General features: G+C 69.7%; 19 protein-coding genes. 3 read left to right on the forward strand and 16 right to left on the reverse strand.

Annotated elements, in window-relative coordinates:
- Positions 1–68: 68 nt before the first annotated feature.
- The 5 genes from tsaD to alr are packed head-to-tail and all read right to left on the reverse strand — an operon-like array spanning position 69 to position 4,012.
- The gene (tsaD, locus tag ACX80N_RS00375) at positions 69–1,169 is read right to left on the reverse strand and encodes a tRNA (adenosine(37)-N6)-threonylcarbamoyltransferase complex transferase subunit TsaD (RefSeq protein WP_459337862.1); all 1,101 of its coding nucleotides are present in this window, start codon (positions 1,167–1,169) and stop codon (positions 69–71) included.
- The gene (gene rimI / locus ACX80N_RS00380; protein WP_105032869.1) at positions 1,166–1,630 is read right to left on the reverse strand and encodes a ribosomal protein S18-alanine N-acetyltransferase; all 465 of its coding nucleotides are present in this window, start codon (positions 1,628–1,630) and stop codon (positions 1,166–1,168) included. The genes tsaD and rimI overlap by 4 nt, the downstream gene beginning before the upstream one ends.
- Positions 1,627–2,301: a tRNA (adenosine(37)-N6)-threonylcarbamoyltransferase complex dimerization subunit type 1 TsaB gene (tsaB, locus tag ACX80N_RS00385; protein ID WP_459337863.1), complete on the reverse strand. Its 675-nt coding sequence runs from the start codon at positions 2,299–2,301 to the stop codon at positions 1,627–1,629. The genes rimI and tsaB overlap by 4 nt, the downstream gene beginning before the upstream one ends.
- A gap of 9 nt (positions 2,302–2,310) precedes the next feature.
- A complete protein-coding gene (gene tsaE / locus ACX80N_RS00390) occupies positions 2,311–2,856 on the reverse strand; it encodes a tRNA (adenosine(37)-N6)-threonylcarbamoyltransferase complex ATPase subunit type 1 TsaE (RefSeq protein ID WP_459337864.1) in 546 nt (181 codons plus the stop codon).
- Positions 2,840–4,012 (reverse strand): alanine racemase, encoded by a 1,173-nt coding sequence (gene alr, locus ACX80N_RS00395; RefSeq protein WP_459337865.1) that lies wholly within the window; start codon positions 4,010–4,012, stop codon positions 2,840–2,842. Before alr ends, tsaE begins: the two co-directional genes overlap by 17 nt.
- A gap of 65 nt (positions 4,013–4,077) precedes the next feature.
- Here alr and ACX80N_RS00400 point away from each other — a divergent pair, with 65 nt between their 5' ends.
- Positions 4,078–4,656: a GIY-YIG nuclease family protein gene (locus ACX80N_RS00400; protein WP_420808251.1), complete on the forward strand. Its 579-nt coding sequence runs from the start codon at positions 4,078–4,080 to the stop codon at positions 4,654–4,656.
- Between the two features lie 44 nt (positions 4,657–4,700).
- Here ACX80N_RS00400 and ACX80N_RS00405 read toward each other — a convergent pair whose 3' ends face one another.
- The gene (locus tag ACX80N_RS00405) at positions 4,701–5,873 is read right to left on the reverse strand and encodes a carbohydrate kinase family protein (RefSeq protein WP_459337866.1); all 1,173 of its coding nucleotides are present in this window, start codon (positions 5,871–5,873) and stop codon (positions 4,701–4,703) included.
- Between the two features lie 100 nt (positions 5,874–5,973).
- Between ACX80N_RS00405 and ACX80N_RS00410 the strand changes: the two genes are divergently transcribed.
- A complete protein-coding gene (locus ACX80N_RS00410) occupies positions 5,974–7,341 on the forward strand; it encodes a family 4 glycosyl hydrolase (RefSeq protein WP_459337867.1) in 1,368 nt (455 codons plus the stop codon).
- Here the strand turns inward: ACX80N_RS00410 and ACX80N_RS00415 are convergent.
- From ACX80N_RS00415 to ACX80N_RS00425, 3 genes are all read right to left on the reverse strand, one after another.
- Complete coding sequence (locus ACX80N_RS00415; RefSeq protein ID WP_459337868.1) at positions 7,299–8,099, reverse strand: HpcH/HpaI aldolase family protein; 801 nt, start codon at positions 8,097–8,099, stop codon at positions 7,299–7,301. The two genes, ACX80N_RS00410 and ACX80N_RS00415, sit on opposite strands and share 43 nt — an antisense overlap.
- 228 nt (positions 8,100–8,327) lie before the next feature.
- Positions 8,328–9,053 carry a hemerythrin domain-containing protein gene (locus ACX80N_RS00420; protein ID WP_459337869.1) on the reverse strand — a complete coding sequence of 242 codons (726 nt, stop codon included), beginning with the start codon at positions 9,051–9,053 and terminating at the stop codon, positions 8,328–8,330.
- A 373-nt stretch (positions 9,054–9,426) separates the two neighbouring features.
- On the reverse strand, positions 9,427–9,936 hold the full coding sequence (locus tag ACX80N_RS00425) for a GNAT family N-acetyltransferase (RefSeq protein ID WP_105032877.1): 510 nt from the start codon (positions 9,934–9,936) through the stop codon (positions 9,427–9,429).
- A 441-nt stretch (positions 9,937–10,377) separates the two neighbouring features.
- Here ACX80N_RS00425 and ACX80N_RS00430 point away from each other — a divergent pair, with 441 nt between their 5' ends.
- Entirely contained in the window at positions 10,378–12,240 is a 1,863-nt protein-coding gene (locus ACX80N_RS00430) for an HNH endonuclease (RefSeq protein ID WP_459337870.1), read from the forward strand.
- Between the two features lie 87 nt (positions 12,241–12,327).
- On the opposite strand, the gene ACX80N_RS00435 is transcribed toward ACX80N_RS00430, so the two are convergent.
- The 7 genes from ACX80N_RS00435 to glmS all read right to left on the reverse strand — a co-directional run bounded on the left by ACX80N_RS00435 (position 12,328) and on the right by glmS (position 24,441).
- Complete coding sequence (locus ACX80N_RS00435; RefSeq protein ID WP_459337871.1) at positions 12,328–13,533, reverse strand: GGDEF domain-containing protein; 1,206 nt, start codon at positions 13,531–13,533, stop codon at positions 12,328–12,330.
- Between the two features lie 489 nt (positions 13,534–14,022).
- Positions 14,023–15,774 (reverse strand): malto-oligosyltrehalose trehalohydrolase, encoded by a 1,752-nt coding sequence (treZ, locus tag ACX80N_RS00440; RefSeq protein ID WP_459337872.1) that lies wholly within the window; start codon positions 15,772–15,774, stop codon positions 14,023–14,025.
- The gene (gene treY / locus ACX80N_RS00445; protein ID WP_459337873.1) at positions 15,771–18,086 is read right to left on the reverse strand and encodes a malto-oligosyltrehalose synthase; all 2,316 of its coding nucleotides are present in this window, start codon (positions 18,084–18,086) and stop codon (positions 15,771–15,773) included. The genes treZ and treY overlap by 4 nt, the downstream gene beginning before the upstream one ends.
- A 54-nt stretch (positions 18,087–18,140) precedes the next feature.
- Complete coding sequence (gene glgX, locus ACX80N_RS00450) at positions 18,141–20,327, reverse strand: glycogen debranching protein GlgX (protein WP_459337874.1); 2,187 nt, start codon at positions 20,325–20,327, stop codon at positions 18,141–18,143.
- 143 nt (positions 20,328–20,470) lie between these two features.
- Positions 20,471–22,030, reverse strand: coding sequence for an NAD(P)H-hydrate epimerase (locus tag ACX80N_RS00455; protein ID WP_459337875.1), 1,560 nt, complete (start codon positions 22,028–22,030; stop codon positions 20,471–20,473).
- 44 nt (positions 22,031–22,074) lie between these two features.
- Positions 22,075–22,446 carry a holo-ACP synthase gene (locus ACX80N_RS00460; RefSeq protein WP_459337876.1) on the reverse strand — a complete coding sequence of 124 codons (372 nt, stop codon included), beginning with the start codon at positions 22,444–22,446 and terminating at the stop codon, positions 22,075–22,077.
- Between the two features lie 54 nt (positions 22,447–22,500).
- On the reverse strand, positions 22,501–24,441 hold the full coding sequence (gene glmS / locus ACX80N_RS00465; RefSeq protein WP_459337877.1) for a glutamine--fructose-6-phosphate transaminase (isomerizing): 1,941 nt from the start codon (positions 24,439–24,441) through the stop codon (positions 22,501–22,503).
- Between the last annotated feature and the right edge of the window lie 58 nt (positions 24,442–24,499).

Below are 24,499 nucleotides of genomic sequence, written 5' to 3' on the forward strand. Positions count from 1 at the left end.
CGACCGCCATGCTCCCGCAAGCAGGACCTGACAGCGCGCCCGGCGCCGGTACCTGCGCCCGGCGGGAACTAGGCCGCGCCGTCCTCACCGGACGCGAGCACGATCTCCGTGACGGGCAACGAGGGGTTCGTGCCGAAGGACACTCCACTCGGGGCGCGACCCTCCATGACGATCTGCGCGCCGAGCGCAGCGACCATGGCTCCGTTGTCGGTGCAGAGCGACGGCGCCGGGACCGTCAGGGTGATGCCCGCGGCTGCGCACCGTTCTCCGGTCACTTCGCGGAGCCGGCGATTCGCGGCCACGCCTCCCCCGAGCAGGAGTTCGGTGATGCCGTGCTCCCGGCAGGCGAGCACGGCCTTCGAGGTGATGATGTCCACCACCGCCTCCTGGAAGGAGGCCGCGATGTCCGCCACGGGCACCTCCATCCCCGCTGCCTCGTACTGCTCCACGCTGCGGGCGACGGCGGTCTTGAGACCGCTGAAGGACCAGTCGTACCGGTGCGGGCCCGGTTCCTCCGCCGTGCCCATGTACTTCGGCTGGGACAGGCCGCGGGGGAACCGGATGGCCTTCGGATTCCCCTCTCGCGCCAGCCGGTCGATGACGGGACCGCCCGGATAACCCAGGCCGAGGATGCGGGCCGTCTTGTCGTAGGCCTCGCCGGCGGCGTCGTCGATCGTGGATCCCAGCAACTCGACGTCGCTCGCGATGTTCCCGATCCGCAGGATCTCGGTGTGCCCGCCGGACACCAGGAGCGCACCGAGGTTCGCGGGGAGCCCGTCGGCGAAGGTACCCCCGAGCATGCCGACCCCCACGTGCGCCACGAGATGGTTGATGGCGTACAGCGGCTTCCCCGTGGCGACGGCGAGGGCCTTGGCGGCCGACACCCCCACCATGAGCGCGCCCGACAGCCCCGGACCGGCCGTCACGGCGATCGCATCGATGTCCTCGAGTGTCACGCCGGCGTCGTCGAGGGCCGTGCGCAGGGTCGGCACGAAGGCCTCCAGGTGAGCGCGCGAGGCAATCTCGGGGATGACGCCGCCGAAGCGCACGTGCTCGTCCATCGAGGAGGACACGGTGTTGGTCAGCAGTTGCGTGCCGCGCACGATCCCGACTCCGGTCTCGTCGCAGGAGGACTCGATGCCGAGCACCAGCGGTTCCCCGCGCGTCATCGTGTTCCTCCGTCCGCGGCCAGGACGAGTCGCATCACCCAGGCGTCCACGCCGTCGCGGTAGTACCTCTTCCGGGTGTGGATCTTGACGAAGCCGAACCGCGAGTAGAGCTCCTGCGCTCGCGGGTTGTCCGCGCGCACCTCCAGCATCACGGTCTCCGCGCCGCGACGCCGTGCCTCGTCGAGCAGTTCGGTGAGCAGGGCGCGTCCGATCCCCTGTCCCTCGAAGCGCGGCAGCACGCCGATGGTCTGGATGTCCGCCGTCGTGTCGATGACCATGACACCGGCGTATCCCACGGGGACGCCGTCCACCTCGGCCACGATGTACCGCCGCGTCTCGGGCTGGAAGAACTCGGTGTAGAACATGTCGAGCGGCCAGGCGTCGGTGGGGAACAGTTCGTCCTCCAGCCGCCCGATGGTCTCGATGTCCTCGAAGGTGAGGCTGCGCAGGGTGAAGCTCACGCCGTCGCCCGCTTCCGTGGCCCTGGCACCTTGGCATCGGATTCGCGCAGGTACAGCGGCGCGGTGTCGAGGAGCGGCTCGCCCGCGAGGAGGCGCAGCCGGGCGACGCGGGCGAGGGATGCCGCGTCGGGGTCCGACGTCGCGAAGGCCGGGAGCCCGTCCAGGTCATCCGGGTACAGGCTCGCGGCGCGTCCCGCGAGGGGCTGATCCTTCGGCAGGCTCGCCGCGGTGCCGACGTGCGGTCCGTCGAGGAGTTCGGGCAGTGCGTCCCCGGCTGCCCGGTAGGCGGCCCAGTAGACCTCCCCGCGGCGCGCATCGGTGCCGACGAGGAACGCGCTGCCGGCCTCGACGGCGTCGCCGGCGACGGCATCGAAGGCCAGGGCGTCCAGGCTCAGGACGCCGAACAGCGGGACGTCCCAGACGAAGCCGAGGGTCCGGGCCGTGACCAGTCCCGCGCGCAGTCCCGTGAAGGGACCGGGGCCGACGCCGGCGACGATGCCGTCCAGGTCCGCCCCCGGAACGCCCGCATCCGCGAGGATGCCCTGCACCGCGGGAGCGAGGACCTCGGCGTGGGAGCGGGTGTCCGCGCTGCCGAACCGGCCGACGACGACGTCGTCACGCAGGAGCGCGACGGTGGCCGCGGCGGAGGTGTCGAGGGCGAGAAGGAGCACCTGTCCAGCCTAGTCGAGCGGGAGCGGGGGTTGCCGGGCGTGCCAGCGCGGACCGAAGCCCGCGAGGGTGACGGTACGCACCTCGTCCTCGCCGTCGTCGTCGAACGCGGTGACCGGTCCGCCGGTCGCGGCGATCTGCAGGACGCCGACCGGCCGGAGGATGTCCACGCGCAGCCAGCTGTCGCTGAGGTGCTCCACACGGCCTGCTCCCCATTCGACGACCGTGACGTTCGCTGCCATGCCGGCCTCGAGGTCGAGGTCGTCCACGGCGGCCGCGCCGTCCAGGCGGTAGGCGTCGACGTGGACGAGGCCGGGCCCGCTGCCGCCGGCGGCATGCTGGCGGACGAGCACGAAGGTCGGCGAGATGATGCGGTCCGTGACGCCGAGACCACGCCCGAGCCCCTGCGTGAACGTCGTCTTGCCGGCACCCAGCTCACCGGACAGGACCAGCAGGTCCGCCGCGCGCAGGTGGGGGGCCAGGGCGGCGGCGAGGGTCTGCAGCTCGGCGGCCGATCCGACGTCGTGCACCACGGTCCACTCAGGCAGGACGGTCATCACGCGCCTCCTGCGCTGCATCCACGTACACGCGTTCCACGCGGCCGCTGATCCGGGTGACCACCTCGTAGTTGATCGTCTGGGCCGCTGCCGCCCAGTCCTCCACAGGGGGTGAATCGGTGCCGCCGAAGAGCACCGCGCGCTTGCCGAGGGGGCTGTCCGGCGAGCCGACGAGGCCCGTGGTGCCGAAGTCGATGACGAGCTGGTCCATCGCGATGCGCCCCACCACCGGGTAGATGCGGCCCCCGACGAGGACCGGCGCTCCGGTGGCGATGCGCGGCACTCCGTCGCCGTAGCCGACGGGGATGAGTCCGAGCGTGGTGGGCTTCTGCGTGCGGTAGGCGTAGCCGTAGGAGACGCCCTGTCCGGCGGGCACCTCCTTGCAGTTCGACACGGTGGTGCTGAGGGTCATGACGGGCCGCAGGCCGAGGTCGGCGGAGCCCTGGTCGGAGAAGGGCGAGAGGCCGTAGATGCCGAGGCCCACGCGTACGAGGTCGAAGTGGCAGTCGGGCCGCGAGAACGCGGCAGGGGTGTTGGCGAGGTGCCGGACCTCGACGTCGATCCCGGCGTTCTCCGCGGCGGCGACGGCCTCGCGGAACGCCTGCACCTGCAGGTCGGTCTCGGGCCGTGCAGGCTCGTCCGCGACCGCGAGGTGGGAGAAGATCCCGACGACGCGGATCAGCCCCTCCTCCTGGTGGGTGACGGCACGGCTGAGCAGGGAGTCCCACTGCTCCGGTGGACATCCGTTCCGACCGAGGCCGGTGTCGATCTTCAGGTGCACGATGGCGGGGCGCTCCAGTTCGCGGGCCGCCGCGACCACGTGGTCGAGTTCCCACCCGGAGATCCCGAGGTCCAGTCCGTGCTCGACGCCGGCGGTGAAGTCGGTGCCCGCGGTGTGCAGCCACGCGAGGATGGGAGCCTCGATGCCCGCTTTCCGCAGGGCGACGCCCTCGGCGACGTGGGCGACGCCGAGCCAGGCGGCTCCCGCCTCCAGCGCGGCCCGGGCCACGGGGACGGCGCCGTGGCCGTAGGCGTCGGCCTTCACCACGGCCATGACCCGGGCGGGGTGCGCGATTCCGCCCAGGTGCCGGATGTTGTGCCGCAGGGCGTCGAGGTCGATCTCTGCAGCGCGTTCGGAGGAAGTCACCCGTCCCATTCTGCCAGCTTGGTCGCCGTCATCATCGCTTGCCTGTGCCCGGGGAAGGGGGAACAATCGAAGCCGTGTTCGATTCCCTGCCCGCCGGTCCGGGGTGCGTGCTGCCCGACGACGACGGGCAGACGTGCGGCAGGGAGACCGGCGAAAGTCCCTTCCCGCTGTGCCCGGCGCACGTGGCGGTGGTCGCCGAGTGGGCGGAGGGCTCCTGGGGCGTCACCGACCTGCTGCCGGCGCCATGCGCGGCGTGCGGCTCACGGGTGGGTGTGCGGTATCCCTCCGGCTGGGTGTGCGCGGCATGCGAGTGGCGGGTCGGGGACGTCCTCGACGACGGCCTGCCGCCGCCGCGCGTCGACGTCGTCTACTACCTCCGGTTCCGAGACCGCATCAAGATCGGGACGACGGCGAACCCGCGGCAGCGGCTGGCCAGGATCTGGCACGACGAGGTCCTCGCGTTCGAACGCGGTGACCGGCTCGTCGAGCGACGTCGGCACGAGCAGTTCGCGGACTCGCGCCTCGACCGCTCCGAGTGGTTCGAGGCGGCGCCGGAGCTCGAGCAGCACGTCGGGCGGCTCGCCGCGGGCGTCGGAGACCCCTGGGCGCTGTACGCCCGCTGGCTCGGAGAGGCTGCTGCGCTACGCGGTTGACGGCCCGGGGCCCCGGCTCGCCGGCGTTTCCCGGCGACATCCCATCAGCGCGAGCAGTTCTCCCGGTCACTCGCCGACTCCTCGGCAGCCCCGTCCAGGTCCCCGCCGACGTCGGACGGGCGGAACGAGGGCGACGCGTCGGAGTGGCGGGCGATCGTGGCCGTCGCCCGGCGCACCGCCTCCGTGGGCACGTCCGACACCAGGTCCTCCAGAAAGGCGTACCGCCGCACCCACTGCCGCCGGATGCCGTCACGGCCCGCGTTGACCGAGTGCCACCAGTCGGCGATGTCGCCCCATCCGGGTGCGGCCAGGGAACCGCCCACGTGCTGGACGGAGAGTGAGGCGCAGAGATTCGCGAAGCGGAGGCGGTCGGCGAGCGGGAAACCCGCGAGGTCGCCCATGACGAACGCCGCCCCGAAGCAGTCGCCCGCCCCGGTCGGGTCGTAGGCGGACACGGGCAGGGCCGGCACCCACTCCTCCTCACCGGTCTGCGAGTCGATCGCCATGGCGCCCTGCTGCCCGACCGTCACCACGGCCACGGGGACGCGGTCAGCGAGCGCGTACAGGGCGGCCCACGGATCGTCGGTCCGGGTGTAGGCCATGGCCTCGGCGGCGTTCGGCATGAACGCGTGGAAGTGGTCGAGCGTGGCCAGAGTCTCGGGTGCCCACTCCCCTGCAGGGTCCCAGCCCACGTCGCCGAACAGCTTGGTGCCATTGGCCGCGGCAGCCTTGGCCCAGGGCTCTACCTCGCGGTCCAGGCTGACGATGGCAGCGCGGCACGACGGCGGCGCACCGATCAGTTCGGAGGCCCGTAGCGGAGATGCGTGCCCGTGCGTGATCATCGAGCGGTCCTGATGCACCGAGAGGGAGACCGTGACCGGGGAGTGCCACCGCCCGAACACGCGCGACCGCGAGAGGTCCACGTGCTCCTGGTCCTGCAGCACGTCCCAGTTGAACTGGCCGTACCCGTCGTCGCCGAAGGCGGCCGCGAGGGTGGTGCGCAGGCCCAGCCGGCTCGCGGCGATCGCCTGGTTGGCGATCCCGCCCGGACCGGAGCCCATCCCCTCGGTCCACACCTCCGTGCCCGGCGACGGCAGCTGCTCGAGGCCCGTGAAGATGATGTCGAAGAACACCTGGCCGGCGAGGAGGAGGTCGAATTCGGGCCCGTCCGGGCTACGGGTGGCCGCCAGCGGATCGAAGCGGTGCTGTTGGAGCATGTACGGCAGAATACGTGCAAGGCGCCGGTCGCGCAGCGGCTGTGTCGCCGAGGAACCGGTCGGACGCCCGATCACGGCGCAAACGGAAGTGGGACGAACCATGCCCGAGACGGTGGGACCCGGCGCACGCCTCGTCATCGTGGGCGGCGGGGGCTTCCGCGTCCCGCTGGTCTACCGTGCGCTCGCCGACGGTCCCTTCGCCGGGCTCGTGTCCGACGTCGTCCTGCTGGACGCCCGGCCCGAGCGGGCCCACGCGATCGCCCGCGTGCTCGACGCCGTGCCGCTGCACGGGGAGCATCCCGCGCCGTCGGTGCGGGTGGAGGACAGGCTCGAGGACGCGCTGCAGGATGCCGACATCGTGTTCGCGGCGGTCCGTAGCGGCGGGGCGGAGGGGCGGGTCCTGGACGAACGCGTCGCCCTGTCCGCCGGGCTGCTCGGCCAGGAGACCGTAGGTGCCGGCGGCATCTCCTACGCCCTCCGTTCCATCCCCGACATGATGCGTGTCGCCACGGCGATGCGCGCCGTCGCGCCGGACGCCTGGCTCGTCAACTTCACAAACCCTGCCGGGATGGTCACCGAGGCGCTCGCCACCGTCCTGGGACACCGGGTCGTCGGGATCTGTGACTCGGCGTCGGGCCTCGTCACCCGTGCGGCACGGGCGGCACGCGTGGACCTGCGCGGTACGCTCGCCGGCGTCGACTACGTGGGCCTCAACCACCTGGGCTGGCTCCGCAGGCTCGACGACGGCGGAACCGACCGCCTCCCCGCACTGCTCGACGATCCGGTGCGTCTCGCGGGCTTCGAGGAGGGACGGCTCTTCGGTCCCGACCTTCTCCGGGTGCTCGGCTCCCTGCCCAACGAGTACCTTTTCTACTACTACTTCCATCGGGAGGCCCTTCGCTCGATCGGCGGTGCGGACAGGACGCGCGGGGAGATCCTCCGCGACCAGCAGCGGGACCTCTACCCGCGCCTCCTCGCCGCCGATGCCCCGTTCGCCGTGTGGGAGGCCGCGCGCCGCGAGCGCGAATCGGGATACCTCGCCGAGGCCCGCTCGGAGGACGAGGAGCGCGACGAGGCGGACCTCGCCGGCGGCGGCTACGAGCGGGTGGCCCTGCAGGTCATGCGCGCGTTGCTCACGGGTCGGCGTGCCGAGCTGATCCTCAACGTGCGCAATGGCCCGACGTTCCCCGGGCTGCCGGAGGACGCCGTCGTGGAGGTGCCGTCCACGGTCGACGCGAACGGCGCCCGTCCCCTGCCCGCGGCGCCCCTGACGTCGCACCAGCTGGGACTCATGTCCGCGGTCAAGGCCGTGGAGCGGGACACGGTGCAGGCGGCGGTCCACCACGACCGCGACGCCGCCCTGCGCGCCTTCGCCGGGCATCCGCTGGTGGACTCGTTCCACGCGGCCGCGAGGGCGCTCGCGGGCTACGAGGAGGCGTTCCCCGCACTGCGGGCGTCCTGGGTCTGAGTCGATCCCCCGGACCGCACCCGCCGGCGCACGTCCTCGACCCCGAGGGTCACCAGTGCGGCGTCGGTGGTGGCGGCGATCCACCGGAAACCGGCCGCAGCGAGCAGCACCGCCCGCTCGGGGGTACCGGCGTAGGCGCCGGCGGCGATCCCGGCACGCGTGCAGGCGCGGGTGATCCGTGCGAGAGGCGCGTCCTCGTTACCGTGCGACGCGAGGAGGTGGTCGACGTCCGTCCCCAGTGCGAGCGACAGGTCGAACGGGCCCACGAAGATCATGTCGACGCCGGGTACGGCGGCGATCGCGTCGACCGCGGCGAGCGCGGCAGCGGTCTCGATCATCACGGCGCACAGCGGTACCGCGTGCCTGCCGCCATCGGAGCCGGGGCTGTGGACCGGATCGCTGCCGGGCAGCGGCCCCCAGCTGCGCCCACCATGGGGAGGGTAGTGGCTTGCTGTCACCGCTGCCTCGGCGTCGGCAACGCTGTCCACGAGGGGCACGACGACGCCGTCGGCTCCCGCGTCGAGCGCCCGACCGATCAACGCGGCGTCGTTCGCGGCGACGCGGACGAGCATCGGTGCCGCTCCCTCCGTCCGGTGGCCCAGCGCGTCGCGGAGGGCGCGGTCGTCGAAGTGCCCGTGCTGTGCGTCGAGGCCTACCCAGCCGACGCCCGATCCTGCCAGCGCAGCGGTCAGGCGCGGTTCGCCGAGCGTGGCCCAGACGCCGAGGAGCGGATCAGGGACGGGTGTCGTGGCACTCATGCGCCCATTGTGTCCCGGAAGTGCGTCCTCGAGCGCGATCGCCGTCCGCTTTCGGCCCGACTGCTTCCGCCCTGTCCCGCCAGCGGTGTTGCCGCACCGGAGCGTGGCGGCGACGGGTGGTCACCTGCGGAGGGATGATCGGCTCCACCGAGGCCCTGACGTCCGGGGCCTCCTTGGCCGCACCGTCGGGCGTTCCGCCGTTCCCGACCGACCGACTCACCGAGTGGGCTAGAGCGTCCCAGGGATGGCGCGTCCCGGGAAGAGCGTGGAGTGCTGTCGCCGGTACATCCTGCGCCCGACGAGACGGTAGGCGAGGCGGACCGGCGGTGGGATCTCCCTGAGGAGTTCCTTCTGGTCCGCCGGCGGATTCGTTGCCAGCACCATCCCGAGGTTGCCGACCAGGAATTTCTTGTCCAGCCGGTTGATCCCGTGCTGCCCGGCTCCCTTGAACTCCCGCTCGGTCAGCACCCGGTCCACGACCGGCATCACCTCCGTGACTTCGCGGCGCAGGTGCACCTGGAGAACGGCGGACAGGTCCGTATAGCGCTGGGCGAGGTCCTCCCCGGCCTCAGCGTCCGCCGTGGTCATCCAGCGCAGGCGGACGGGCTCGATGGCCTCGAGGCGCTGTGTGACCTGCCGGTGGTGCTCGAGCATCTGCTCCACGTGCAACGCGCACGCCGGTGCCCGCTCCGCCAACTGCGGGTACATGAGCACGTCCTCGCCCTCGTGGTGGAGGTGGAGCAGCTTGTCGAAATTCCCGAGCACCTCGCCGACGTACTCTGCTCGGGTGGTGTCGTGCGGTTGCACGGATCGCACCAGGCCGGGCGCCTCGTCGTACGCCCAGAGGAAGAACCGGTGGATGCGGCGCATCGTCGCCGACCCGGTGCACAGGACCGGGCGGTCCGGTAGCGGAGCAGCAGTCTCGCCGGGCTGCATGGTGAAGAAATCGGTCATCGGACTACTCCTGACGGAGATCGGGTGAGACCGGGACCCTCCCCGGGCATCATGCTAACTTTCGCGTTCATGTCGCACAACGGCTCGGGTCGGCGGACCGGGTGGCCCTCCGGCACGATCGTGGACCAGCCGCTGATCCCGCCCCGGCCCAGGTCCGGCGGATCGCGCCCGCAGCTGTTCGGACCCACCGTGAACGGGCGGGGCCATCCACCGGGCAGGATGGCGTCCACCGCCGTCCCGCCCCTTCCGCATCCGGATGGCGTCCGGATGGCGTCCGCCGTCGCCCCACCCGTCTGAACCGGCGTCGTCATCGGCGGGCAGGAGGACGACCGGCGTCGTCCTTCCCCTTCCATGTTCCGGCGGTGAGCCGGCCTCAGAGGAACCGATGCATGATGTGGAGGCCGGTCGGTCCCGCGGACGGGTGCACGAATGCGCCGGGCACGGTCCCGATGATCGAGAAGCCGAGTGAGATCCACAGGGCGACGGCCCGCTCGTTCGTCTCCACGACGGCGTTGAACTGCATCGCGGTGTAACCCGCTGCTCGCGCTTCGTCGAGCACGTGTCCTGCGAGTGCCCGGCCCACACCCCTGCCCCCGGCATCGGCGGCGACGAGGAAGGATGCGTTGGAGACGTGTGCGCCGTTGCCGCCCCGATTGGCGTGCAATTGTGCCGTACCCACCACACGGTCAGTGCCCGCCTCCACGGCCACGAAGACGACGAGCGTCGGATCGGACCCGGACGTACCGGGAAGCCATTCCTGCCGTCCCGCGGTCTCATCGATGGATGTGTCCCAGCAGTAGGTCTCGCCGGCTCGGGCAACCGGCTTCATGATGGCCCAGATGCCCGGCCAATCGTCCGGGGCGGCTTCTCGGAATCGCAGCATCAGGTGTCCTTCGTATCTCGGACCGGCTCTCCGTCGAGGAGCCGATCCAGGTGTTCCGTCCTGACCGTCTCGGGCAGGGAGATGGTGTGCGTCACCCGGGCCAGGTCCGAGGAACAGACCCGGCCATCCGATGCCGCACCCATCCAGATCACCATGCCAGAGGCCTGAAGGAATCGGAGTCTTCGAGAGGTGGACGAGTCCCGGTCGGGTCGGAACGTCCGCCGCCTCGTCCTTCGCGCACGATTCAAGCAGAACAACGCCCTGGAGCACCGCCGGAGGTGCGGTGCAATAGTCGCCTTCCCCGATTCCCTCAGGGATTTGGTCCGAGGTGCTGAGCCGGTCAAGGAAGCGGATTCTCCGGGAAGGGAACGTCCGGCAACGAGTTGTCCACATAGCGTTCGATGAGCATCAATAGTACATAGATCCTAATAAAGTCGAGTCATGTCACTCGCACTCGTGGACCCCGCAGCCGGCATGCAGGACTCCCTCACCGCCCTCGCACCGAGGTTGACCATGGTGGGGCAGCGATTCGCCGCCGAGGCGGATCTCCTTCCGGTGGCCGAACTGGTGGCGTCGCTGGCAACGGTGGAGGCCCTCGCCCGCACGGTGGAGTACCTGCAGGTTGTGGGAGCGGCCGCCGCGGAACGGCAGCGCATCACGAACGTCGCGGAGAGTTCAGCGCCGCTGTCGTGGTCGGGCCCTGTCTCGACGGGCGGCGACACCGATCCACGGGAGCAGGCCGAGTTCAAGGACACCGCCGACTTCCTCCGGGCTCGGCTTCGTATCACCAGGGTCGAAGCCCGACGGCGGGTGCGACTCGGACTGGCCGTCACGGAACAGCCGACCCTGACCGGCGACCGGTGTCCGCCGCGCTACGGGGTGCTGGCAGCAGCATTCCGAGCCGGCGAGGTCGGAGCATATGCAGCCACGCAGATCAGCAATGGTGTGGATCGGGTCCGCACAAGTGCCACACCGGCAGCAGTGCGCGCCATGGAGGACAATCTCACAGCCCAAGCCATCGAAGCCGATGGCGACCTACTTCAAACGGTGCTGCGTCGGTGGGAGTCTGTCCTGGATCCGGACGGTGCCGAACCCACGGAGAAGACGCTGCGAGCTCAGCAGGGCGTCTTCCTCAGGGGGAGGCGACGCGGGTTGCAGCGGCTCGAAATAGCGGCTGACGACGAGCAGTTCGAGTACCTCGTGACGGTGATGAACACCGCCGCCAATCCCCGATTGCGGTCAGATCACCCGGGGCAGGGCAAGAATGCCGTAAGCCCTCACTCGGGTTGTTCCGAGGCTCATGACCGTGCTGAACCCGATTCTGCACCCGCGCCCGCCACCGAGATCCTGGCCGGTGACCCTGCTGGACCGGGATCCGTCCCCATGCCGGTCCGGGAGGCGCGAACAATCTCCCATGACGCGGGCGCCGATTCGTTCGAGAGGAGAACGCGTCCTCAACTCCTGCTCGACGGGCTCGTGGGAGCCTGCCAGGTCGCCCTCGCGACCGATACCCTGCCTGCGACGGGTGGTCATCGTCCTCAGGTCATGGTCACCATCGACTACCGGTCTCTCGTCGGACAGGTGCAGCAACGAGTTCACCACTGGGCGGGAAGCACCTACGGCGAGCACGGTCGGAGGAATGAGACCCCCGGCGAGCCAGGAGTGGACAGCCGGTCGCGCAACGCCAGTGCCCTGGCTGAAACCATCGGCTACCCCGACAACCCGGGTACATGGCCCGGAGGGCACAGCCCCTCGCGCGATGTGGGCGCCCCATCCGAAAGCATTGGATACCCCAGCACCGTGGATATCGGGCGCGAGCATGTGGGAGAGTCACGCTCCTCGACCGGCGAAACCTGGCACCGATCGGCCATCGGCCCTGGGGCGGGCCATAGCGTCTTCGGTGGTCCCGTCAGTGCGCGGGTGGTGAGGAAGATGGCCTGCGATGCGGACATCATCCCGGTCGTCCTGGGTGGTCACGGCGAGATCCTCGATGTCGGCCGCGCACGTCGTCTTTTCTGGGTGGCTCAGCGACGGGCCTTGGTTGCACGTGACAAGGGTTGTGCCTTCCCCTCCTGCACCATCCCGGCGGTCTGGACCGAAGCGCACCACATCACGCCCTGGATGGACGGCGGACGAACAGACATCTCGAACGGGTGCCTGCTCTGTTCTTTCCACCACCGGCTCGTCGAGCAGGGAAACTGGACCATCGACGTGAGGAACGGTATCCCGTGGTTCACTTCCCCGGCCTACGTCGATCCCCGGCGGGTGCCACGTCGCAACGAGCACAGGGAGCTACTGTGCTGACTCTCGACGGTCCACGGCGGACGGCGCAATGTCGAGACGACCGACGACCGACGCGACGCGACGCGACGACCGACGGTGAACGCGTACTCAGACGCTCACTGAATCGTCAGGGGTGTCCGTCGAGGAGCCCCGCTCCTTCTCAAGGGCGGGCCCGATCGCCCGCATCGAGCGGTCCCGACCGCTGGCCTTCGCTGCATACAGCGCGCGATCGGCAGCAGCTATGGCGGCGTCGAGGTCGTAGTCGACAGCCTCGATCGCAACGATCCCGTAGCTGACGGTCGGCAACTCGAACCCCCCGGGAGTCGAGTATCCCCGGAGAGCCATGCTGACATCGCGGGTGATGTCCTCGCTCCGGCCCACCGAGGCGCCCGGCAACAGGAAGATGAACTCCTCACCGCCGTAGCGCCCCACGAGGTCGGTGGACCTCACCGTCTCCGTGCATGCCTCGGCGAAGGCTTTCAGAACCGCGTCTCCGGCCGCATGTCCGTGGGTGTCATTGACGGACTTGAAGTAGTCGAGGTCAGCGAGGATCAGCGTTCCCGGACGGCCCGTGCGCTCCAGGCGGTCCGCCTGGGTAACGGCGACGTCGAGGAAGCCCGATCGGTTGAGCAGGCCTGTCAGCGCATCCCGATCCGCGCGTGCCCGCAGATCGGTGGCGATCTGCTCCGCGCTCAGCGCCGCAGCACTGAACGACACGACGACGAGCAGGAGCATGGTGACCAGAGTCGTGATCCCGGAGCCGAAGAAGGTAGTGAAGAGGTAACCGTTCTGACCACCCACCACGAACGCGATACACCGTGCGAGATAGAGGACCGCGAGGAACCCGGAGGCCATCGCCAGAGGAACCTGCACCTTGCTGTAGCTGCTTGGTAGACGCCATAGTTCCCAGGACGCGAGGCCTATGGTCAGCGACATCATGCCGAGCAACACGGCGCCGCCGGGCCATGTGTCGGTGGCCGGATCGCCCAGGAACGACGCGAACAGCGTCAGCAGCGGCGCTGCCGCCAGCTGGAGCCACGCCGGCCTGCTCGTGCGCAGCGTTCGCGCTCCCGCCCAGACACTGACCGTACCCATGACCAGCAGGGTATTTCCCAGTGGGTTGGCCCATACCTGATGGACCGTGCCGTCCAGCAGGAACGCGGAAGTCCCCGTGAAGAAGAACCCGATGGCCGCGCACCACCAGGCACTGTAGGCCGAGCGGGTCTGGCGGAACGAGACCGTATAGAACAGGACGAGGAGGGTAATGGCGATGGCGCCGAACGCTATCCGCAGTGTCGTGATGTCCAGGGTCATGCCGTTGTCGCCACCTCGTTCTTGCCGGGTCCCGCTCCTGATACGTTCGGGTCCAACCGCCTTCGGCGGCGGGACCTCATCTCCTCAGGGAAGGGCATTCGGCCCAGTATGGCCGAAGGGAACGAGCGGGTTGCTCCTCCGGCGCCAGTCCTGTCGGAACCCTTGCACAGTCCTGCCCCATGCCTCCGTCCTGCGCCGAGCAGAAGCAACCTGTGGGACGGGATCACCCTGCTGCCCTACACCGCAGCCCGCCGGCGGATGAGCCTCGCGCCCGCCGGAAGACTCGGCTGGTCCGAGGACGGGCGCGATGCACGACGGAAGGCCTAACTGCCCGGCACCCCAGCTCAGGACGAGTACGATGCTGGACGGAAAGCTGGTCCAGTCCTACGCCGCTCGCCTGAGGACCAACGACACGGAGCACGGACGCATAGCCCTCCACGGCCGCCCGCCTGACGACGCGCGACGTGCAGGACAGAAGCCGGTCCTGCCCTACGCCGCCGTCGGCTTGAGGACGAGTGACGCATGGGGCGGGAGCTGGACCGTGTCGGCGAGCAGGCCCACACCGTCCACCGTGGACAGCAGGACTTCGGCGTCGGCGCCGCGGACCGGCACGGTCACCATGGCATCACTCAGGTTCAGGATGACGTCGGTGCTGCCGCGATGGAGCACGATCCAGCGGTTCTCCTCGTCGAAGTCCACGGAGATACTGCCGAAGTCGGCGTCCCGCAGTTCAGGGTGCGACCGGCGCAGGCGGATGAGTTCCCGGTAGGTGGAGAGCAGCTCGGCGTGGTGCCCCTGCTCCACCTCGGACCAGTCCAGCTTCGCCGACGCGAACGTCTTCGGGTCCTGCGGGTTGGGGACGTCCTCGGGACGCCACCCCATACGCTCGAACTCCTTCAGGCGCCCCTCCGCCGTCGCCTTCCCGAGCTCCGGCTCGGGATGCGACGTGAAGAAGGGCCACGGCGTCGAAGCGCCGTACTCCTCCCCCATGAAGAGCATGGGGGTGAAGGGACCGAGGATGGTCAGAACCGCGGCCTGCGCGAGCTGCGCCGGGTTGAGGGTGGCGCTGATGCGGTCACCGGCTGCGCGGTTGCCGATCTGGTCGTGGTTCTGGGCCGCGACGACGAGTTGCAGGGGCGACACCCGCGACGGGTCGATCTCCCGGCCGTGGTGCCGTTCCCGGAACGACGAATAGGTGCCGTTGTGGAAGAACCCCTTCTCGAGGACCTTCGCGAGCGCACCGACGGAGTCGAAGTCGAGGTAGTACCCCTCGGTCTCACGTGTCAGGTTGACGTGGACCGCGTGGTGGAAGTCGTCGCTCCACTGCCCGGCGAGGCCGTACCCACCGGCGTCACGGCTCTGGATGAGGCGCGGGTTGTTGAGGTCCGATTCGGCGATGAGGAACAGCGGTTTGCCGAGTTCCGCGGCGCACTCGTCGGTCCGCGTCGCGAACTCCTCGAGGATGTGCACTGCACGCTCGTCGTGGAGTGCGTGCACGGCGTCGAGCCGGAGTCCGTCGACGTGGTAGTCGCGGAACCACATCAGCAGGTTCTCGATCACGTAGTCGCGCACCTCGTCCGACTGCGGTCCGTCGAGGTTCAGGGAATCACCCCAGGTGTTCGACATGCCCTCGGTGAGGTACGGGCCGAAGAGGCCGAGATAGTTGCCGCTCGGACCCAGGTGATTGTGGACGACGTCCTGGATCACCCCGAGACCCTTCTGGTGTGCCGCATCGACGAAGCGCTGGTACGCAGCCGGCCCACCGTACGTCTCCTGGACGGCGTACCAGAGCACGCCGTCGTAGCCCCAGTTGTGGGTGCCGTTGAACGCGTTGACCGGCAGCAGTTCCACGAACTGCACACCGAGGTCCACGAGGTAGTCGAGCTTCCCGATCGCCGCGTCCAGCGTCCCCTCGGGGGTGAAGGTACCGAGGTGCATCTCGTAGATGACCCCGCCGGTCAGGCCCGGAGACTGCCAGGACTCGTCCTGCCAGGCGTGCGCTGCCGGATCGAAGGTGCGGGACAGCTTGTGCACACCCTCGGGCTGCCGGCGCGACCGTGGGTCGGGCACCGGGGTGTCCGACCCGTTGACGAGGTAGCCGTAGGAGACATCCGACGACGACGGCGGATCGGTGGGATGCCACCATCCGCCTTCGCCCTGGGTCATCGCGTACTGCGTGCCGTCGGCCACGAGGATCAGGGACTCGGCGCGGGGGGCCCAGACGTCGAAGATGGAACTCATGAGGCGTCCTCCTGGACGAGTAGGGCTGCAGGGTAGGTGGAGAAGATGTCGGCTGCACGCGCCGTGCCTCCGGTCACCGCGGTGCCGGTGAGTGCACACGTGTAGCTACCGGCCGGCAGTTCGAACGTGGTGTCGCCCCAACCCCCGCGTTCTGCGAGTCCGTACGGCAGGCGGGTGATGAGCGTGACTGCGCCCCCGCGGTCGAAGCCGAAGACGTGGTCGGCAGCTTCACCGGTCGCAGCCACGGCGGTGTAGCCGGAGAAGAGCTCGGGCCGGTCGCGGCGCAGCTTGAGGGCACGCGAGACCACGAGCAGCTTGGCGTGCGCGTCCGACCCGAGCTGGGGCAGCGCCCCGAAGTTCAGATCGGTCAGCACCTGCCGGCGTGCGTCGTAATCGACCTCGCGCCGGTTGTCCGGGTCCACGAGGGACGTGTCCCAGAATTCGGTGCCCTGGTACACGTCGGGTACGCCCGGCATGGTCAGCTGCAGCAGCTTCAGTGCGATCGAGTTCGACCAGCCGGCTGCCTGGATGCGCTCCACGAGGTCGGAGATGATGCTGGTGACGGCGTCGTCGTCGAACGCGGCGTCGACCGCGGCATGCATGCCGCGTTCGAACTCCTCGTCCGGTGCGGTCCAGTGGGTGCTGAGGTCGGCCTCGCGCGACGCCTTCTCGGCGTACGCGTGGGCACGTTCCCTGCTCAGCGGCCACGCACCGATGAGGGACTGCCAGAGCAGCGGCGCGAAGGTGGGGTCCTTGATGGGTGCCAACTCCTCGAGCTGCCCAAGGATGCCCGTCCACTCCTCGGCGATCTCGGACAGCACCGAGATGCGCGTCCGGGTGTCCTCGCTGCGCTTGGTGTCGTGGGTGCTGAGGGTGGTCATGGCCAGCGGGCTGTCCGTCTGACGCTCGAGCAGTCGCCGGTGCAGTTCCAGCGGATCGATCGCGAAGATGCCCGGGTCTGCGCCCACCTCGTTGAGGGAGACGAGCCGCGAGTACCGGTAGAACGCCGTGTCCTCGACGCCCTTCGCCATGACCATGCCGGAGGTCTGCTGGAACCGCTGCGCGAGCTCCGTCAGCTCTCCCGGGCCCCCGTCCAGGAACGGGTTGAGGAGCGGGTGGAGCGCGGTGATGTTGTCCGCCAGGTCCGGCCGACGCACCTGGGCGTCCCGTACCGCCTCGGCGAGGTACTCCGCGCCACCGGGCAGGTAGCTGCGGTACACCGGGAAGCAGGTCAGCAATTCGGCGATCGCATCCGCTGCGGCGCCGGCGTCGAGCCCGGCGTCGGCGGGGACGAGCCGCGCGATCCGCAGCACTTCCGAGCGCAGGATGCCGTCCGCGATGCCGCGCTTGGTGCCGTGGATCATCTCGTGGAAAAGGTCCACGGGGACCGACGCTGTGAGGGCGTGCTCCCCGGCAGGGTCGGTGAAGAGCCGGTCGATGTCCGCGAGCGCGTCGTAGCCGGTGGTGCCCTGGGTGGCCCAGTCCTCCGGCATCTTCTCACCCGGCTCGAGGATCTTCTCCACGAGCACGTAGGCACCGCCGGTGAGGGAGCGGAGATTCTCGAGGTAGCCCTTGGGATCGGCAAGGCCGTCCGGGTGGTCGATCCGCAGGCCGTCCACGAGTCCCTCGTCGAACCAGCGCTTGACCTCGCTGTGGCTCTCCTCGAACACCCAGGGGACCTCGACGCGCAGGCCCGCGAGGGTGTTCACGGCGAAGAAACGCCGGTAGTTCAGCTCGCTGTCGGCGCGACGCCAGTTGACGAGTTCGTAGTGCTGGCGGGCGTGCACCTCGGCACCCGTGTCCCCGGGGTGCGCCGTCCCCTCGGCGATCGGGTACCGGTTGTCGTAGTAGCGCAGCTCGCCGTCGACCACCTCGAGCTGGGCCAGTTCGTCGTCGCCGTCACCGAGGACGGGCACGCGGACGCGCCCGTTCCCGGCTTCCCAGTCGACGTCGAACGCATCCGCCATGCGCGAGGTGCGGCCCTCCTTCAGAAGCTGCCACCACCAGGCGTTGTCGGCGGGCGTCTCGATGCCCATGTGGTTCGGCACGATGTCGACGAGCACCCCCATGCCCGCCGCCCGGGCGGCCTCGCTGAGAGCGGCGAGGCCGTCCGGGCCACCGCGGTCGGGATCGACGGTGGCGGGGTCGGTCACGTCGTAGCCGTGACCGGACCCCTTCTCCGCCGTCAGGATCGGCGACAGGTACACCCAGTCCACCCCGAGGTCGTGCAGGTAGGGCACCAGGGCCGCGGCCCGCTGCAGGTCGAACTCGCTCCGGATCTGCAGCCGGTAGGTGGATTTCGGTGTCAACACGTGGGGGTCCTCCTGGGACATGGACTGGAGCGGATGGGGCTGTGCGGGTGGTGCTTAGGGGGTGCCGGTCTTGGCGGTGACCTCGTTGGCGAGGATCGCCAGGGACGCCGCGACCGAGTGGTCCAGGTCCTCGACCTCGGAGTGGGCCCGCAGGACGACCATGGACTTGCCCTCGACCGAGAGGGTCGCTCCGGCCGGGATCGCGGCGGTGTCGGCGTACCTTCCGGCAGTGTCGATCACCTCGTCCCACGACGTGCCGTACTCGTCCGACGGCACCGTGAAGTCCACGGCCTCGTCGTGCGCGTTGAAGTACAGCAGGAAGTTGGCGTCCACGATGCGCTGTCCGCGGGCGTCACGGCCCTGGATGCCCTGCCCGTTGAGGAAGACGCCGATCGAGCGCCCGAACCCGCTGTCCCAGTCCTCGGGAGCCATGAGCTCGCCGGAGGTGTCCAGCCAGACGATGTCCGGCAGCGCCTCGCCCTCGCCGCGGCGCACGGGGCGCCCGTCGAAGAACCGGCGGCGGCGGAACGTGGGGTGCTCCGAGCGCAGGCGGTTCACCGCTGCGGTGAATTCGAGCAGCGGCTGGTCCATCTTGTCCCAGTGCACCCAGCTGAGCTCGGAATCCTGGCAGTAGGTGTTGTTGTTGCCGTCCTGCGTGCGGCCGAGCTCGTCACCGTGGAGCAGCATGGGGACACCCTGCGAGAGCAGGAGCGTGGCGATGAAGTTGCGCTGCTGGCGCACGCGGATCGCGAGGACGTCCGGATCGTCGGTGGGTCCCTCGATGCCGCCGTTCCAGGAGCGGTTGTGCGATTCGCCGTCGTTGTTGTCCTCGCCGTTGGCCTCGTTGTGCTTCTCGTTGTAGGACACGAGGTCCCGCAGGGTGAAGCCGTCGTGAGCGGTGACGAAGTTGATCGATGCCACAGGGCGCCGCATGCTGTGCTCGTAGAGGTCGGCCGAGCCGGTCAGGCGCGAGGCGAACTCGCCGATGCTGGAGGGCTCGCCGCGCCAGAAGTCGCGGACGGTGTCGCGGTACTTGCCGTTCCATTCCGTCCACTGCGGCGGGAAGTTGCCCACCTGGTAGCCGCCGGGTCCGACGTCCCACGGCTCGGCGATGAGCTTGACCTGGGAGACGATGGGGTCCTGCTGCACGAGTTCGAAGAACGCCGAGAGGCGGTCCACCTCGTAGAACTCGCGGGCGAGGGCGGAGGCGAGGTCGAAGCGGAACCCGTCGACGTGCATCTCGGTGACCCAGTAGCGCAGGGAGTCCATGAGCAGCTGCAGGGAGTGCGGGTTGCCGACGTTGAGCGAGTTGCCGGTGCCCGTGGTGTCCATGTAGTACTGCTTGTCGTCCTCCACCAGGCGGTAGTAGGACGCGTTGTCGATACCGCGCATCGAGATGGTGGGGCCCATGTGGTTGCCCTCGGCCGTGTGGTTGTACACGACGTCGAGGATGACCTCGATGCCGGCGAGGTGCAGCTCGCGCACCATGGCCTTGAACTCCTGGACCTGCTCGCCCTGGTCACCCGTGGAGTTGTACTTGTTGTGCGGGGCGAAGAACCCGATGGTGTTGTAGCCCCAGTAGTTCGAGAGGCCCTTCTCCTGCAGGGTGCTGTCGTTGACGAACTGGTGCACCGGCATCAGCTCGATCGCCGTGACGCCGAGCTTCTGCAGGTGCGCGATCACCGACGGGTGCGCGACGCCCGCGTAGGTGCCGCGCTGCTCCTCGGGGACGTCGGGGTGCAGCTGGGTGAGGCCCTTGACGTGTGCCTCGTAGATCACGGACTGGTGATACGGCGTCCGCGGCATGCGGTCGCCGTCCCAGTTGAAGAAGGGGTTGACGACGACGGCGAGCATCATGTGTGCTGCGGAGTCCTCGTTGTTGACCGAGTCGGGATCGCCGAAGTTGTAGCCGAACAGCGCCTGGTCCCAGTCGAGGTCACCGGAGATGGCCTTCGCGTAGGGGTCGAGGAGGAGCTTGTTCGGGTTGCAGCGGTGTCCCTCAGCCGGGTTGTTCGGGCCGTGGACACGGTAGCCGTACTTCTGTCCGGGGGTCACATGGGGGAGGTAGCCGTGCCAGACGTAGCCGTCGACCTCCTTCAGTTCGATGCAGGTCTCAACGCCTTCGTCGTCGAAGAGGCACAGGACAACGGAGTCCGCGATCTCGCTGTAGAGCGCGAAGTTCGTTCCCGTGCCGTCGTAGGTGGCTCCCAGGGGATACGCATCGCCGGGCCATAGTTCCATCAGTTCTCCTTGATTCTCTTCCGTGGACGCCGTCGAGGCGTCCTCGGGTGGTGCTCGCCGGCATCGGGGTCCTGGTGCCCCGGCCGCTTGTTCCATACATAGCGCATTCAGCTGTCGGTCAGGTTAATTGCGTCGCGTGCTCCTCATGTCGCCCCGGCCAGGCGACGCTCCTCGACCAGGCCTGCGATCACCGCGCCGATGTGGGCGGGGAGACCGGAGACGACGACGGGCCCATGCCGGGCCGCCAGCACGCCGGCCCTGCCGTGGATCAGGGCTCCGGCCGCGGCCACCGCGGCCCAGAGGTCCTCCTGCGCGACCCCCACCCGCCTTGCGGCCCCGTCGTCCTCCGCCAGGGTCGCGGCGAGGGCCCCGATGATCCCGGCGAGCGTGTCCCCCGCTCCCGCCGTGGCGAGCCAGGGTGTGGCATCGGTCTGGGCGAAGAGGATGCCGGAGGGCGCGGCGACGACGGTGGTGAACCCCTTGAGCAGGACCGTGGCGCCGGTCAGCTCCGCCACGCGCAGCGCGTAGTGCGCGGGCTCTGCCTCGATCACCGATCGCTCGACGTCCACCCCGCGGGCGGCGAGCACCTGGCGGAGCTCGCCCGCATGGGGTGTGAGGATGACCTGGGGACCCACACGCTCGGGCACCTCGGTGAGGGCACCGGCGTCGACGACGACGGGCAGGCCGGACGTCACGGCGTCGACGGCGCGCCGGCGCTGGTCGTCGTCGTCCACGGCGCCCGGACCCACGAGCCATGCCTGCGAGCGCGCATCGGGGACGGAGCCGTCGGAGGCGACCACCTCGGGGTTGCGCGCATGGATGAGGGCGGCGACCGCGGCGGGACCGAGGTAACGCACCATGCCGACGCCGGTCGCCAGTGCGGCGCCGACGGCGAGCACCGCGGCACCGGGATAGCGCGCGGATCCGGCCGCCACGCCCAGCACCCCGCGCGAGTACTTGTGGTCCCGCGCGCCCGGGAGCCGCAGCAGCGCCGCGGCATCGGCGTCGAGGAGGGTGCGCGCCGCGGGCGTGAAGGGCGAGAGGTCCAGGCCGATGTCGACGACGTCGAGCTCACCGGCCGCCACGGCGCCATCACCGATCAGCAGGCCGGGCTTCGCAGCCCCGAAGGTCACGGTCGCGTCCGCCTGGAGCACCGGGCCCTCGACGAGCCCGCTGTCCACGCCGATTCCGCTCGGCAGGTCGCAGGCCACGACGAGCGTGGAGCGCCGGCCGCGGGGGCCGGCGGTCTCGTCGAAGCGCTGGACGAAGGATGCCGCGGTGCCCCGCAGGCCCCCGCTCGCCCCGGTTCCGAGGATACCGTCGATCAGGACGTCCGAGGATGCCGCCTGGGCCACGAGTCCGGGGAGGGTTGCGTCGTCGAGCCTCACGCTCGTGCCGCCGGCGGCCACGAAGGCGTCGAGCGATGCGGTGTGGGTCCGCTCGGACGTCAGGACGGCGGTGACTCCGACGCCCCGGCGCAGCAGCCGCTCGCCCGCGTACAGCGCGTCCGCGCCGTTGTTGCCGCTGCCTGCGAGGACGACGGCGGTGGCTCCGTAGATGCCGCGCCCGGCGTCGCGCAGCAGGCCGAGAACGACGCCGAACAGTCCGTGGGCAGCCTTCTGCATCAGGGCATCACCCAGCCCGGCGTCGATGAGGGGGGCCTCCGCAGCGCGGACGTCACCACCGGAGAAGGCTGGGAGCATATGGTCCAGCCTAGCGGTAAGCCAGCGAATTATCAGTATGGTTACTATCCGTTGCCGGACGGTCCCCGGCCTTCCGCTACGACCATCGCCGTGGCAAGCCCGCCGTCGTGACTGATGGACAGGTGCCAGGTCTCGACGCCGCGCGCCCGCGCGGCGTCGGCCACCGTCCCGTCGACGACGACGGAGGGCGCGCCCGCCTCGTCCACCTCGATGGTGCAGTGCTGCCAGTTCATGCCCACGGGGGCACCGATCGCCTTCGCGATCGCCTCCTTGGCCGCGAAACGGGCGGCGAGCGACCGCGTGTTCAGGTGGCGTTCGGAGGGGACGAAGAGCCGCTCCACCAGGGCGGGGGTGCGTTCCAGCTGCTGCCGGAAGCGTTCGATGTCGACGACGTCGACACCGATACCGACGATCACGCCGCGCCCCCGCTGGGTGCCGCCGCGCAGCTGCGCGACGGCACCCGGCGGGTACTACTCAACCGTGACCGACTTCGCCAGGTTGCGCGGCTGGTCGACGTCGTAGCCCTTGGCGCTGGCGAGGGCGAGCGCGAAGATCTGCAGCGGCACGGTGGTCAGCAGCGGTGCGAGGAGCGTGGGGGACGTGGGCACGTAGAACACGTGCTCCGAGTACGCCTCGACGGAGGTGTCGCCCTCCTCGGCGATGACAATCGTGATGGCGCCACGCGCACGGATCTCCTGGACGTTCGAGACCACCTTGGAGTGCAGCGAGTCCCGGCCACGGGGGGACGGCATGACCACCACCACGGGCTGTCCCTCCTCGATCAGGGCGATCGGGCCGTGCTTCAGCTCACCGGCGGCGAAGCCCTCGGCGTGGATGTAGGCGAGCTCCTTGAGCTTGAGCGCACCCTCCATCGCGACGGGGAAGCCGACGTGACGGCCGAGGAAGAGCACCGACTTCGCGTTGGACATGTCGGCGCCGAGCTGCTTGACCTTGTCGGCGTCGTCGAGGATGGCCTGGATCTTGGCGGGGATCGCCGAGAGGTCGTTCAGCACGTCCGAGATCTCGTCACGGTACTTGTTGCCGCGCAGCTGCGCCAGGTACAGGCCCAGCAGGTACGCCGCGGTGATCTGGGCGAGGAACGCCTTCGTCGAGGCGACGGCGATCTCGGGGCCGGCGTGCGTGTAGAGCACGGCGTCCGATTCGCGCGGGATCGTGGACCCGTTGGTGTTGCAGATCGCCACGACCTTGGCGCCCTGCTCCCGGGCGTACCGAACGGCCATGAGCGTGTCCATGGTCTCCCCGGACTGCGAGATGGCGACCACGAGGGTCTTCTCGTTCACGATCGGGTCCCGGTAGCGGAACTCGTGGGACAGCTCCACCTCGGTGGGGATGCGGCACCAGTGCTCGATCGCGTACTTGGCCACCTGCCCGGCATAGGCGGAGGTGCCGCAGGCGAGCACCACGATCTTGTCGACGGAGCGCAGGATGGACTCGTCGATGCGCAGCTCGTCGAGCACGAGGTTGCCCGAGGCGTCCGAGCGCCCGAGCAGGGTCTGGGCCACGGCGTCCGGCTGGTCGTGGATCTCCTTCTCCATGAAGGAGTCGAAGCCACCCTTCTCGGCCGCGGCGGCGTCCCAGCTGACGTGGAACTCGGTGCCCTCGGCGGGTGCGCCGAAGAAGTCGGTGATGACGACGTCGTCGGGTGTGATCGTGACGATCTGGTCCTGGCCGAGCTCCACGGCGCGGCGGGTGAAGTCGATGAAGCCGGAGACGTCGGAGCCCAGGAAGTTCTCGCCGTCGCCGAGACCGACGACCAGCGGGGAGTTGCGGCGGCCCGCGGCGACGACGCCGGGCTGGTCCTGGTGCATGGCGAGGAGCGTGAAGGCACCTTCCAGGCGCTGGCAGGCCTGCTGCAGGGCAAGCGTGAGGAGGTCGCCCTCCGCGCCGCTCTCGACGAGCCCCCGGTAGAGGTAGCCGACGAGGCCTGCGGCGACCTCCGTGTCGGTGTCGGAGATGAAGGTGAGGCCCTCACCCGTCAGCTCGGCCTTCAGCTCGGCGTAGTTCTCGATGATGCCGTTGTGGATCAGGGCCAGTCGGCCGTCGTCAGCGAGGTGAGGATGGGCGTTCCGGTCGGTCGGCCCGCCGTGCGTCGCCCACCGGGTATGGCCGATGCCCGTCAGCGAGCGCGACAGCGGATCGGCGGCGAGCTCCTCGACGAGGTTGCTCAGCTTGCCGGCCTTCTTCCGCGACTGGATGCCGGCCGGGGTGATGACGGCGACACCCGCTGAGTCGTACCCGCGGTACTCGAGGCGCCGGAGGCCCTCCATGACGACGTCCAGGGCGCCGTGCTGCGCCTCGGACGATTCGTGTTCGTACGCCGGGGCGACTGAGTCAAGCGCCGACGATCCCTGGCCGTGGTCCCGGCCTACATAACCCACAATTCCACACATGTCACCAGAGTACCGGTGGCCGCGTTTGTTAATGCGCAAGCCACCCGGCAGAATCATG

The organism is Arthrobacter sp. MDT2-16 (genome assembly GCF_054510925.1).